General features: G+C 39.6%; 11 protein-coding genes. 5 read left to right on the top strand and 6 right to left on the bottom strand.

The genetic code is table 11. The annotated features are described in order from the left end of the window. Positions 1-1119 precede the first annotated feature (1119 nt). The 4 genes from BP861_RS09670 to BP861_RS09655 all read left to right on the top strand — a co-directional run bounded on the left by BP861_RS09670 (position 1120) and on the right by BP861_RS09655 (position 5035). Positions 1120-2364 (top strand): ORC1-type DNA replication protein, encoded by a 1245-nt coding sequence (locus tag BP861_RS09670; protein WP_292374778.1) that lies wholly within the window; start codon positions 1120-1122, stop codon positions 2362-2364. Between the two features lie 605 nt (positions 2365-2969). After that, positions 2970-3530: a dephospho-CoA kinase gene (locus BP861_RS09665; RefSeq protein WP_292374777.1), complete on the top strand. Its 561-nt coding sequence runs from the start codon at positions 2970-2972 to the stop codon at positions 3528-3530. 66 nt (positions 3531-3596) lie between these two features. Continuing rightward, positions 3597-4076, top strand: a complete 480-nt coding sequence (locus BP861_RS09660) for an RNA-binding domain-containing protein (RefSeq protein WP_292374776.1) — start codon at positions 3597-3599, stop codon at positions 4074-4076. Between the two features lie 185 nt (positions 4077-4261). After that, positions 4262-5035, top strand: a complete 774-nt coding sequence (locus BP861_RS09655) for a sugar phosphate isomerase/epimerase family protein (RefSeq protein WP_292374775.1) — start codon at positions 4262-4264, stop codon at positions 5033-5035. 131 nt (positions 5036-5166) lie between these two features. Here BP861_RS09655 and BP861_RS09650 read toward each other — a convergent pair whose 3' ends face one another. From BP861_RS09650 to BP861_RS09640, 3 genes are all read right to left on the bottom strand, one after another. Further along, a complete protein-coding gene (locus BP861_RS09650) occupies positions 5167-5748 on the bottom strand; it encodes a gamma-glutamylcyclotransferase family protein (protein ID WP_292374774.1) in 582 nt (193 codons plus the stop codon). A gap of 67 nt (positions 5749-5815) precedes the next feature. After that, positions 5816-6886: an elongation factor Tu gene (locus BP861_RS09645; RefSeq protein WP_292374772.1), complete on the bottom strand. Its 1071-nt coding sequence runs from the start codon at positions 6884-6886 to the stop codon at positions 5816-5818. Positions 6887-7242: 356 nt separating this feature from the next. Continuing rightward, positions 7243-8415 carry an RNA ligase gene (locus tag BP861_RS09640; RefSeq protein WP_292374770.1) on the bottom strand — a complete coding sequence of 391 codons (1173 nt, stop codon included), beginning with the start codon at positions 8413-8415 and terminating at the stop codon, positions 7243-7245. A gap of 241 nt (positions 8416-8656) precedes the next feature. Between BP861_RS09640 and BP861_RS09635 the strand changes: the two genes are divergently transcribed. Beyond that, positions 8657-9448, top strand: coding sequence for a TIGR00266 family protein (locus BP861_RS09635; RefSeq protein ID WP_292374768.1), 792 nt, complete (start codon positions 8657-8659; stop codon positions 9446-9448). Between the two features lie 198 nt (positions 9449-9646). Here the strand turns inward: BP861_RS09635 and BP861_RS09630 are convergent, their stop codons facing one another. The 3 genes from BP861_RS09630 to BP861_RS09620 all read right to left on the bottom strand — a co-directional run bounded on the left by BP861_RS09630 (position 9647) and on the right by BP861_RS09620 (position 12743). After that, complete coding sequence (locus BP861_RS09630) at positions 9647-10423, bottom strand: CBS domain-containing protein (protein WP_292374767.1); 777 nt, start codon at positions 10421-10423, stop codon at positions 9647-9649. Between the two features lie 175 nt (positions 10424-10598). Further along, positions 10599-11444 (bottom strand): CBS domain-containing protein, encoded by an 846-nt coding sequence (locus BP861_RS09625; protein ID WP_292374765.1) that lies wholly within the window; start codon positions 11442-11444, stop codon positions 10599-10601. 357 nt (positions 11445-11801) lie between these two features. Continuing rightward, a complete protein-coding gene (locus BP861_RS09620) occupies positions 11802-12743 on the bottom strand; it encodes a CBS domain-containing protein (protein ID WP_394339172.1) in 942 nt (313 codons plus the stop codon). Positions 12744-12813: the final 70 nt, after the last annotated feature.

The following is a 12813-nucleotide window of genomic DNA, read 5'->3' as shown; positions in this document are numbered from 1 at the left end:
GGGTCTTTACCATAACAATTAATAAGGTGTACTTCCATTGGATCTACTGCAAATATAGCTTAAAATTATTTGTTTATAAGCCAATTTCACATAAAGTTTTAACAAAAGAAGATATGGAATATAGATTTCATATGGGTTTGCAAGGTATCTTGAAACTTAAGACTTGCCCGCCATTTTATCTGCGATTAGTAGAAAATAAGAGTTTCAGGCATTAACTATAAGAAACATGTATATTCTATCCCTTTCTCCTCGTGAGCAGAATTTGTAGGGTTTTCTATAAAGGTACAAACAATAGAGAAGTAAAATTTCAAAAATCCTAAAGTAAACTTTAGTTCTAGATATTAAGAACTAAGACTTCAGAATTAAAAGCTTAACAAACTTTTAAAACTCTTTCCCCTTCCCAATATCCCTTACATAAAACTTATTCACAATTCCCTAAATTACAACTCTCTAAAATCCATTAAACTCTCTAAAGTCCATTGATAATTATCACGATAATTATCTGAAACCCGCTTAACGACTATTGTAATTAACGACTATTGTAATATTAGTACAATTAGTATAAAGCTTATCCAGCAGGTGTGGTTACAATTGTCTAAGTATTTAAACAGGAAAAGCTAAAAGGTAACTCTAAAAAGAGCACCATATAAATGTGGCTTTAGAAAACATAACTCAAAGTAACATATCTTTAAAAAGCAGTTAAAAAGCATAAATATTTAATAGTTGTGGATTCGGAGGATTTAAAGTGGCGACAGCCTGTTTAAAAAATCCTCCTGGTTTCAAGCATCAATAGAGCGTTTAATATTATAAAATTCTTAAAAGTAATTAAAAGATCAGTTCGGCTATTAAATTCACAGGCTTGCCCTGAGACTGAGAAACTCCGAACAAACAATGCAGTCTTTCAAAGTCTATTCCGTGAATAAAGTTTCAATCTCTAGCTTACTCTAGTTTATAAAAACGAGAGTAATGAGAAAAAGGTAATATAGTATATCAACTGCATTAATTAATTGTATATATTGTCTTATGTATTAATTAATCTTTATTGGATGTTAATTATCTGTGTTAGAAGTATCTTAACTCTTACATGCTTAATATCATAATTTTTATAGAGGGCTATTCATGATAAAAGCTCAATCATTAGACGGCTTATTCGAAAAATTACTTGACGGGAAATCAATTTTCAAAAACAAAGAAGTACTTCGGCCTTCTTACACACCTGACCTTTTGTTGCACAGGAACGAGCAAATTAATAGTCTTGCGACAATATTGGTTTCTGCACTCCGAGGAGAGACCCCTTCCAATGTACTTATTTACGGAAAAACTGGAACGGGAAAAACTGCAGTTACCCGGTATGTTGGAAAGGAACTTGAGAGGGTAAGCGAAGACAAATCACTTTTTTGCTCAGTTGTTTATATTAACTGTGAAGTGATCGATACACAGTACCGGCTCCTTGCAAATCTTGCAAGACATTTTGAAGAAGAGGTTCCTATGACCGGATGGCCTACTGATCAGGTCTTCATGAAATTTAAGGAGGCAATTGATTCTAGAGAGCAGGTCATTATTATAATTTTGGACGAAATCGATAAGTTGATTAAAAAAGGTGATGACGTTCTTTATAACCTCTCGAGAATTAACACAGATCTTCGTAGAGCCAAAGTCAGTATGATCGGTGTTTCAAACGATCTGAAATTTACAGAATTTCTGGACCCCAGGGTCAAAAGCTCCCTGGGTGAAGAAGAACTTATTTTCCCTCCTTATGATGCTGAGCAGATAAGCGATATCCTAAAACAAAGGGCAAAAATGGCTTACACCAGCGGGGCTCTCGGTGAGATGGTAATTCCCTTATGCGCTGCTTTTGCAGCCCAGGAACACGGCGATGCCAGGCGCGCACTTGATCTCCTTCGAGTCTCAGGGGAAATTGCAGAACGGGAGAATCAGCCTCAGGTTCTTGAAGAGCATGTAAGGCGCGCTCAGGAAAAAATCGAAATTGACCGCGTGGTCGAAGTGGTAAGAACTCTTCCTACTCAATCCAAACTCGTACTCTATAGTATCATTCTTTTACGGAACAGGGGCAGAGAAGGTAAGAATGTCACAACAGGCGAGATGTACAATGTTTATCGCCAACTCTGTCACCATATTGATGTGGATATCCTTACTCAGCGCAGGGTTACCGATCTGATGTCCGAGCTTGATATGCTGGGCATAGTCAATGCAGTGGTAGTGAGTAAAGGCCGCTACGGTCGGACGAAAGAAATTTCCCTGAGTGTTCCAATGGAAAGCACCCGTAAAGTACTTCTTGAGGATTACAGGCTTAAGCCCTTGGTAGATTTTAAGACGTCAGTTTTCAGCAAGATGTTTTCATAAGGAAGAGATATGTTTTCATAAGTAAGAAACATGTTTTTTGTAAGGATGAGGCCGTTATATTCTCCATCCTGACCTTTTTGGCCCACCTGCTAACCTATCATTTTTAGGATTTCCTTGACCTTCCTTACTTCAGGGCTTTTAGTCCTCTCTAACTTCCCTTACTTCAGGTTTTTTTCTTAATCTTCTCTCAACCTTTTTTACTTCAGGTTTCTTCTTGACTTTCTCCTGGCCTTTCCTTACTCTTAGTTTCTTCAATTATTTCTTGTTCTAGCTTTTTGTTTACCCAAATGCTAGTTTTCAGGAAATAATATATACGATCCTGTGATTTGACTAGAATCATATCATTTTCAAGGTTTAATGTACAGACTCCATTATTCAACTCACTATTTAATTTATAATTTTAGCTTTATTTGCCTTTGAGATTAAGATTCAATAATATCCAGGCTTCTGTTCGAATCTAAAGATTCGGTGGCTCAAATTAATGATTTATAACTAGACAATTCAAATGTAATGACTCACTATTCGATAATTCAGGTTAATAACTAAGGTCTAATAGCTCAATAACAATTCAGATTTAATAACTAAAGTTTAAAGGGTAATTTTTGATGAAGATAATAGCGTTTGTAGGCATGCCAGCATCTGGAAAATCGGAAGCTGCCAGAATTGCTGCCGAAATGGGCATTCCAGTTATTAATATGGGTGATGTGATCCGGAAGGAAGTGTTAAGGCGCGGGCTTGAACCCAATGATTCCAATACCGGAATGGTTGCAACACAGCTTCGCAAATGCGAGGGCATGGATGCAGTTGCAGTACGCTGTATTTCCCAAATCAGGGATACTGGCTCTGACCTTGTTGTTGTGGACGGGGTACGCGGGATTGCTGAAGTGGAATGCTTCAATCGAGAATTCGGAGAAGGTTTTATCCTGATTTCCATTTACGCTCCTATCGAAGTCCGCTTTTCCAGAGTTCAGAAAAGAGGCAGAAGCGATGATATGAACAGTATAGAAGGACTCCGCAACAGGGACGAACGAGAACTTGGCTGGGGCATGGGAGAAGCTATAGAGGCATCCAGCATTGAAATTGAAAATAATTCCACTCTGGAAACTTTCAAAAAGGATGTTATTGAAGTTTTGAGCAACTATTTAGGAAAAAACCCTGTTGAGTAACTTTCTTGAATATATTTCTGAATAAAATTCCGGAATAAATCGTTTTTAAATTACTGGAGCAAATTTATGATACATGTTAAGGTTTCAGCAGCTGTATATCCTACAGAAGACTTAGAAAAAGTTATCAAAGCAGTTTCGTCCCTTTTTACTGATATTGAACTCGAAAAGGAAGCTATTGAGGCCACAGAATCAGAAACAGGATCTTCTCCATCTTTTTTCCTTTCAGGCGAGGGAGGAATTGATATTCTGCAAACCCTGCATAGGCTCATTCGCAAAGAAGAGATTATAGATAGTGTCCGCAACAAAGCTTTTAACAAAGGTTTATCCAGCGACGGGCTTTCAGTTCGCTTTTCGCTCAATAAACAGGCTGCTTTTGTCGGAGTTCCCAGTGTTCCTGCGCAGGAAGAACCTCTCGGGTCTATCGAAGTCCTTATCAGGGCTGATTCTCAGAAAGAAATCGAAAGACTTTTTGAATGGCTTTTGCCCCTTACTGAAGAAGGAAAACCAGTTGTTGAAGTAGAAATGGACTATGTGGAGAGGGATTGAGAAAATTCAGGGTTTTAATGCTTTTTAGCCTTTATACACATTTAATAATTTGTAAGCCTTTAATGTTTCTTTAATGCTCTATAAGAACTGATTTTAGCTGAATTCAATTAAATAATTCAGTTAAATATATCTCAGTTTGCGCCACATGATCTACATTGATAAATGAAAAGGAATGAATTTTCGTCATGCAATTGCACAGAATCAGCTATTCGTCGCGTGCAGTCGTTGAAGATCCCTTCAGATGGGCTTACACGCTCGAAGACAATGGGTATACAGGTTGGGAAATAGTACAGGAAGGTTCTCAGTGCCTGAACAGCAAGAATATTCAGAATTTGAAAAATATCAGTGAAACTACAGGCCTTGAACTAACTCTTCACCTACCTTTCTCGGATATGAACCTGGCAGGTCTGAATGACTCAATAAGGGCAGAAGTTCTCAGGCAGATGAAGCACTACCTGACTCTTGCCTCTAACTATGTCAATCTGGCTGTAGTACACCCTGGCTATCTTTCCCCTTATGGCGCGCAGGTTCCACAGGAAGCCTATTTTATCAATCTTTCCTCTCTCCAGGAAATCTGTGACTTTGCAGCAGATTTCGGAATTCTGGTTGCTGTTGAAAATATGCCCGACATGCCGAAGATCTTTGGAAAATATCCCGACGAAATGCTTGAGATGCTTGAATCCATTGGAAGCCATAATGTGGGTTTTACCTTTGATGTAGGACACGCAAACACAGTTGGGCTTATTGACGATTTTCTGGATCTCCTCTCAGAAAAAATTTCCCATGTGCATATCCATGACAATATGGGTAAAAAAGATGAACATTTACCTCTAGGAAAAGGCTCAATAGACTGGAAGCAAGTTATGGAAAAGCTTTCAGATTATAAAGGAATTTTCGTTACTGAGATGAGTTCTATGGAAGAGGGAATTCAGAGCCTTGAGTTTTTAAGAGATTTATAATTTTTCTGGAAAAACTTGTGAATTTTTAGGTTTCTATTTCTTCCATCTCTATTTCTTCCATCTCTATTTCTTCCATCTCTATTTCTTCCATCTCTATTTCTTATCTCTGTTTTCCGTTTTTCTTTATCTTTTCAGTTATTTCGCTCAGGTAACTCTCTTTCTTGTAACTCTTTTTCTTTCAAGTATCTGACCCAGTCACCGTGCTCGATTTTTTCAGTCTCAGGCTTCTCATCATAAACATAAATAAAGCCTTTAAACTTCTGATCACCGATTTCCAGGTCCACATATTCCCTGTGATATCCTCCGAAAAGTTCCATATAATCAATTGATTTGGCGATTTCAAGTTGCTGTTTTCCTGAAAACCTGCGTACTTCAGCTACAATATAGGAATTTTCCGAGGGGTAGACGCCTGGGTAGGGGCCCAGAGAGTAAAGAGCGTATCCTCTCAAATTTGTTATGCCCAGGAACTCTGACCTGTTTTGCAGGTCGAAACGCCGGCTATTGTAAAGGCCATCTCTAAGGCTGCCGTAGAGTGCCATGATAAGCTCTTCACCTTTCGGCCTCTGATAAGAACGCTGCCAGCAGACATTTCTATGAAAAGCACTCCCATAGATCGTTCTATCTCTTACTTTGCCTTCCCCGTTTTCACATACGGTTTCGTTTTTTCCGAAATCTTTTTTTCCTGAACCATTTCTTTGTAAGTCTTTTTCCATATTATACCCTTAAAAGAATTATTTATTAAATAATTATAAAGAGGTCATTAAGAAATAATAAAAAAGCTTATTTCGAAAAACCATAGCCTGCAAATCTCTGTGGCAGATCAAGATTTGCCAGCAGGAAACGGTCTTCTTTGCTGTAAGCTACTTTCTTGTTGCCTGAGAGTTCGAGCACACAAGTGCTTCTAGGCTTTACTTCTTTGACTTCTTGCCCATCAACCAGAATTTTCTCCACACGCACAGGTTCGGATTGCAGGCCAACAAAGAGGTGAAGCACACTTGAGGTTTCAATTGCTCGTGTGAACTTTGAGATATTGCATTTAAGGGTATAATCAGTAGTTACGACTTCTTTATCAGAGATAATAAATCCCCTTTCTATATCTTTAGCCTGCACGTTTTTAAGGCGCATCCCTACTCTGGTGCCTGTGGGTGCACTGTCAATATCAACATCATGGCTCTGGATGGATCGGATTTCAATATCCCTGTCCAGCGGGAAAATCTTGGTCTTATCTTTATCTTTTGAGATCCCCTGTTTGACAACTCCTAGAACAACACAGCCTTTTCCAGTGACATTGAAAGCATGATCTATAAACACCCTTGCAGGCAGGTTATTCAACTCATCCTGCTCAGCTTCTATTTTTTCCGAGATCTCGGAAATTTTGGCTTTGAGGTCTTCCACACCCTCAAAAGGATTTTTTGCACCTTTGTTGGTATTTAGAGAAATACATTCCCAGTCCTGAAGGGAAGTGCCCGCAGTCATTAGTTTTATTTTCTTTTTCAGCTCATCAACAGCATACATATGGGTACTGTCGGACTTTGTCAGAGCAATTATTCCATGTTTAAAACCGAGCAGGTCCAGAGCAACAATGCATTCTCCGGTATGAACACTTGCAGGATTGTCTCTGTTAAGGCCATCAGGAGGGACACAGAGGATTGCAATGTCTGAAATATTAAGTGACGTGATCAGGGATTTTAAGGCTTTAGGATAGCCGTGAGGGTCCACGAAGGCCATTTTCCGGCTTTCTTTATCATTATTGTACATGGTTATGTCGGAGGAGGTTCCTTTTTTCCCCAGGTTTGCAGCAAGAGAGGTCCTTCCGCTTTTTTCCGTCCCGATAATTGCAACGTTTGTCATACTGGATTCCTTCTAATTCTTTGTAATAACTTCTAAACTTCTAAATCCTTCCAATAAAGTCTAATTACTTCTAATCAGCATTTTTAAAGTTATTTCAATTAAAATTATTCTGGATAAGTAAATTCTGGATAAGTAAACTCAGTCTCATAATCAGTCTAATTCAGTCTTATGTGTCTTATTCGAACACTCAATATTTTCCGGATTGTAAGGCTATAAATTGTATTAATAACACTTTAAAACCTGTATTTAGAATAAACCTGCATCTGGTATAATTATACTGTAATATATTTCTTTTCGAAAAATTCTGAAAAAGCTTTTCAAGAGCAAATCTTAAAATCCAATATTGAAGGAAAATATTACCAGGTTTCGCCCTGCCAGATTGCTTGAGTTTTATCGTTAGTACTTTTATTGATTTTTCTTATAATTATCAGATACTCATCTCCAATTAATTGAGGATCTTCAAAAACTGCATCGATCCCAAGTCTTCTAAGATAATTTTCAAAGTCGGCTGCAGTTTCTAAATCCCTTACCCGGATCCTTGCTTCCTCATACAGCCTCTGACCATTTTTTACACTTCGGATGGATTCTCTTAGAGGACCAAGTATGCTTTCTCCAAGTTGTATACAGCGTTTTTCGAATTTGGTCTTATCTTCATCCCATTCAACTGTCTGAAAACCTTCTCTGACAATCCTTGAAAGCATATAGTCTCTGCCAGTTTCATTGTAAAACTTAAAGGCATGCCTGAGATCCGAACAATTACTTTGGGATGAGGTATACTTTAATGGGGAGAGAACCATTTCCGGATCCTTTATTACAACACCTTCATGCTCTTTTTCTCCAAGTTCCCGGATTATTTTTCTGATTTCTTCAGCAGCACTTTCCAGAGGAATTTCTTTGAAAAACTTTACTTGAAAAAAGCCGTATTTTTCTAAAATTTCCCGCCTCCGGTTTATTGGAAGAGGCTTACCACTGTTTTTCTCTCGAATATCAAAGATATAAAACTCTACCGACTCGATTCCATAGATATCTTTTGGGACATAAGGATTGTCTGGGCCTATCATTTCTCCATAGAGTACAAGTTCAGGGAAATCATCAAAAAATTTCAGATTCAATTTTTCTTTTGCCTTTTGAGTCGTATAAGGGCAGATATACCCGCTCCGGGTAATTGCAAGGATTTCGTCTTTTGCAATTGCTATGCGAACATTGTATCCATTCATTTTTTCTTCCACGGCTACTTTTTCAATGCTGCTGAAGTGCTTTTTAATCGTGGGATCCAGTACCATGGCTCTTCGGATTTTCGGGAAACCCATAATGATTTCGAAAGAACCGTCTTTTTCATAGAGCACGGTTCCTCTTTCTATGTGGGATATCTCCTTATCGAAACGGAATAAATAATCATACTTTCCCCAGTTCTGGGCAAGATAATTTTTCTCAAAAAGGTGCCCAACTCTTTCCTTATCAAACCCCAGGAAACTGGAAAGCCTATCTACAAATTGAGAATCTATCTCCTCATTCCCCTCTCTACTCATGTTTATTTATCTGTTTTCAGGCTTGAAATAAGTTATCGTTCTCAGGCGTATTTTCGGAGCATCAGATGAACATAGGTATGAGTATCAGGTGCATCTTTATAATAACCTGTTTTTCGTCCTTATCTAGCCTGTTTCTTAGGAAATAAACTGGAGAATAGCTCAATACACTGAAAATCTTTTTAAGTCTTTGGCCTATAATCTTTGTTGCATCAAAGCTTGTAAAAAGATTGGAGAGTATTATATGGCAGATGAGATCGACTACAAGATTATCGGCGAAGACATGCAGATTGTTGAAATTGAGCTTGATCCTGATGAAGCAGTCCAGGCAGAGGCTGGGGCTATGGCATATATGGGACCCGGAATTCAGATGCAGACCAGTATGGGTAACGAAGGAGGCGGACTTTTCGGAAGCCTCAAAAAAGGACTTAAACGGGCTCTAACCGGAGAAAGTTTCTTTATTACAAGCTTTGTTCACAAAGGCTCTGGAAAAGGGCATGTAGCTTTTGCAGCTCCTTATCCGGGCAAAATTATTCCCTTTGATCTCACAAAGTTCGGAGGCAGTCTCCTATGCCAGAAAGATTCATTTCTCTGTGCGGCTCGCGGAGTAGATGTGGAAGTAGCTTTTACCCGCAAGCTTGGAGCAGGATTTTTCGGTGGCGAAGGTTTTATCTTGCAAAGGTTGCAGGGTGACGGTTTGGCCTTTCTCCATATTGGGGGCACAGTTATAAGAAAAGACCTGGCAGCTGGCGAGACTTACCGTGTCGACACGGGCTGTGTGGCAGCTTTCACAGAAACTGTAACCTATGACATAACCTGGTCAAAGAACTTTAAAAATGCCCTTTTCGGTGGTGAAGGAGTTGTTCTTGCAACCCTTACAGGCCCGGGCACAGTGTATATGCAGAGCCTGCCTTTCTCCCGTCTTGCTGATAGAATCTTTGCAGCTTCTGCCTATGGCCGTAACCGCGACGAACAAACCGGCGTTGCTGGAACCGGTATTTTGGGAGGCCTGATTGGTGGAGATAGAGCTTTCTAAAAACGAGAAACTACTCTAATACAAAAACTACTCTAAAAGTAGGATTCACTGTAAAATCCAATTTGCTCTAAATGTAAGAAATCAATCGAAAGGAAAACTTAGAAATTTAAAAAGGCCTGCTCCTTTAAGACAGGCCTTCTCTTACTTGCTTTTTATTTCGGTTAAGTTTTGTTTAGCTCTCTTTTTCTGAATTTAAGCTTATTCCTCAATTGTGTTTATTATATTTCTACGAGCCAGGAAGCCAGCAAGTTCATCCTCCAGATTAAGGACCGGAACACCTCCTACATCGTGTTTCATCATAGTCTGAACAGCTTCTGCCAGAGGTGTATTTGTATAAACACTGACCACACTGCGGGTCATAATATCCCCTACCAGCAGGTTCCTGATCCTCGAGTCCTGCTGATTGTCAGCTACCAGATCCCTGAAAGAGCGCATAGCAAAGGCAATGTCATCCTCAGCAACAATGCCTACAAGCTTTCCGTTTTCAATTACTGGCAGCCTTCCCACATTTTTATCAAGAATAAGCCTCCTGGCGTGGCTCACTCTATCAGATGGGCTGACAACGATAGGACTTTTTTCCATTACTTCTCCAACAAAGCCTGAAAAATGGTTTACTTTCATAAGTTCCTGGGGTGTCACCCAGCCCAGGGCATTTCCATTATCAGTGACAATAATTACGCCACCTTTCTTTTTCATCAGGGTAAGGGCATCCCTAATATCAGTATCAGGCAGAACCTTTACAAAGTTGTCGGATACGGCTGTTGCAACATGCAGAGAGGATGCAGGTTTGCTCAGTTTCTTGCGAGTTCCGAGCTGCTCTGTCAGACTTCTCATTGTAAGTACACCGAGTACATGATCGTCGTGGACTACTAGCAGGCGTTTTGTGTTCTTCTTTTCCATAAGATCCAGGGCGTGAGATATGGTGTCTGACTTGTCAATCCTGTATGGCTGTACCATTATATCTTTAACTTGCATGCAATTCACCTCATGCGTATCCAGAATTTTTAATTACAATTTTCGCAATTTTTTGCGTATTTTACTTATCCGTTTTCCCGTGATTTAATTTCGCATCCTTCTCTTACATTTGGCTGTTTTATCCATTGCTCTTTATTGCCACCTTTCGCAATATTTACCTCCACTCTGCCGTGTTTCAGAGGAGGGCTTTCGTGATATCGGTTCTGCTTAATATGCCCACTATATCTTCTCCATCACTGACAGGTAATGCAGTCACTCCTTCTTCAATCATTTTTTTGGCGGCTGCACTGATATTTTCATTTACGTCAATGGAGTTTATTGGAGAAACCATGATGTCTTCTGCAGTCAAAGGCACCTCTTTTACGTATCTGTAGGTCTTCTGGCCTCCAGGAGAAGATCTACGAGTCATCTTGATATTTTTTGTGGAAAGTTCGCCTTGAAAGTCAGTTAAGAGGTTTAAAGCAAGGCTTCTGCTGGAAATAATCCCTACAGGCTTTCCTGCATCGTCTTTAACGATCACTCTTTCTATTTCATTTCTGTTCATTTCGTCAATCACATGGTTGATAGTGTGATGTCTGTGAACAGAAACGATATCCTCAGTCATTAACTTAGGAATTTTTGTTTTCATTTCCTCACTATTTTCCGCAACATAGCGCACAAGATCTGTCCTGGTGACAATACCTACAATGTCGTTTTTTACCACCGGAACATTATGCACTCCGTTCTCAAGCATTAAGGCAGCTGCCTGGGAAATAGAGGCTTCAGGATAGATGGTAATAACCGAGTCAGTCATCAATAACTTAATAGGGATCTGGTCTATCGGTCTTCTTCTCCAGAGAGGTTCGGCCTGAGCCAGGCGGTTAGTGATGTCTGATTTTGTGACGATTCCCACCATCTTGCCCTCGTTGAGGACAAGCAACGTACTGATTCTATACCTTAACATCAGTTTTCTTGCATGTGATACGGGCTCATCTGCATTTAGAACATATACAGGTGAACTCATGATGTCCGCCACATTCATGAAGTACCTCCTTCATTTTTACAATATATAAATATTAATAATTATAGTTTTTGAATAAGATGCGCACATTACAATTTCTAGCTATGGTTGCTAATTTTCAGAGAAGTAACGCGTACTTTTCGTTGAAGTGAGAGCTAATTTAAGAAGTTCTTATTTCTCGATCTGTTTCAAGCTAGAAATTTTCCTTTTTCTTAAAACTCCTGAAAGCTTGAACTTCTGAAAACTTGAGCCTGAGGATTTTCTGGTCTCAGTTTGCTTTCAATTTTTAGTATGAATCTTATTTCCACTACTTTACGAAATTCTGAGCCAATTTGACCAGCTCGAATTTCCCTGGATCGATTTTAATCAATTGATTATTTACTGGGGTTCATTCAGAGATTTTAGTAGATCCCTTTCCGTAATGATGCCGCGAAGCACCCCGTTCTCCAGAACCGGAAGTGAACCTATCTTTTTCTCAAGCATTATTTCCATTGCTTTTCCCAGATCCGTACCAGGGACAGTCCATATCAGTTCTTTTGATACAATAGAACCTACAGGCTGGTCAAGCGCCTCATGGATATTTCCTGTTGTCAACTTACTGAAAGCATCTCCCCTTCCAAGGAAATGGATAATATCAGAAGAAGTGATAATTCCTGCGAAGATACCGTCCTTGACTACAGGAAGCCTTCGGAGTTTATTCTCCACCATTACTTTTGCTGCCTGTCCAATGGGTGTGTCAGTTGAGACCATTCTGACGCTCTCGGTCATATATTCATCAACAGTTCGGTTTGTCACGAGACCACCCATCAGTTCAATTGCATTCCTTTCAGTAAAGATTGCAATGACCTGCATGTCATTGTTCACAATTGGCAGGCCGCCTGTTCTTCTTTCAATCATCATTGAAACAGCATCTTTAAAGTCAGCCTGTTCATGAAGGTAGGGAATGTCAGTTTCCATGATTTGCCGTACTTCTTCGTTGATCGCTGCCAGAAGGTTACCTTTGAAGCGATTTTCAATTAGTAGATTCTTTTTCCCGCCCCCCAGGAAATCGATAATATCTACAGAAGTAACGACCCCTTCAAGCCTCCGAGTTCCGGCGTTTGTGATAGGAATACGCCTGAATCTCCTTTCAGTCATAATCCTGATTGCATCCATAATTGTTGCAGTAGGAGGGAGGGTTACTACATCCCTTGTTGCTAGGGCCAGGATCTTTCCTTCATGTTCTGAAATGCGGGATTTAAATTCAGGACCTATTCGCATAGTGCCCATGCTGCTAATCATGTGTGAGTCTTTCTGCTGTGCTTTCTTGGATTTGCTCACACCTGGCTGAACCTTCATCTTGTCGACGGACGAAAATGTCGTATTTCTGTTCAATAGGATCACCGAATTC

The sequence above is a fragment of the Methanosarcina sp. UBA411 genome (assembly GCF_002495725.1).
In the GTDB taxonomy this organism is placed as follows: Archaea; Halobacteriota; Methanosarcinia; order Methanosarcinales; family Methanosarcinaceae; genus Methanosarcina.
The sequence above is the reverse complement of the archived record's forward strand: the minus strand, read 5'-3'. Positions and strand labels throughout refer to the sequence as shown.

What these genes read in the sequence shown, in the direction of transcription:
- BP861_RS09670 (WP_292374778.1), top strand. Translation starts at nt 1,120, where the DNA reads ATGATAAAAGCTCAATCATTAGACGGCTTATTCGAAAAATTACTTGAC.
- BP861_RS09665 (WP_292374777.1), top strand. Translation starts at nt 2,970, where the DNA reads ATGAAGATAATAGCGTTTGTAGGCATGCCAGCATCTGGAAAATCGGAA.
- BP861_RS09660 (WP_292374776.1), top strand. Translation starts at nt 3,597, where the DNA reads ATGATACATGTTAAGGTTTCAGCAGCTGTATATCCTACAGAAGACTTA.
- BP861_RS09655 (WP_292374775.1), top strand. Translation starts at nt 4,262, where the DNA reads ATGCAATTGCACAGAATCAGCTATTCGTCGCGTGCAGTCGTTGAAGAT.
- BP861_RS09650 (WP_292374774.1), bottom strand. Translation starts at nt 5,748, where the DNA reads ATGGAAAAAGACTTACAAAGAAATGGTTCAGGAAAAAAAGATTTCGGA.
- BP861_RS09645 (WP_292374772.1), bottom strand. Translation starts at nt 6,886, where the DNA reads ATGACAAACGTTGCAATTATCGGGACGGAAAAAAGCGGAAGGACCTCT.
- BP861_RS09640 (WP_292374770.1), bottom strand. Translation starts at nt 8,415, where the DNA reads ATGAGTAGAGAGGGGAATGAGGAGATAGATTCTCAATTTGTAGATAGG.
- BP861_RS09635 (WP_292374768.1), top strand. Translation starts at nt 8,657, where the DNA reads ATGGCAGATGAGATCGACTACAAGATTATCGGCGAAGACATGCAGATT.
- BP861_RS09630 (WP_292374767.1), bottom strand. Translation starts at nt 10,423, where the DNA reads ATGCAAGTTAAAGATATAATGGTACAGCCATACAGGATTGACAAGTCA.
- BP861_RS09625 (WP_292374765.1), bottom strand. Translation starts at nt 11,444, where the DNA reads ATGAATGTGGCGGACATCATGAGTTCACCTGTATATGTTCTAAATGCA.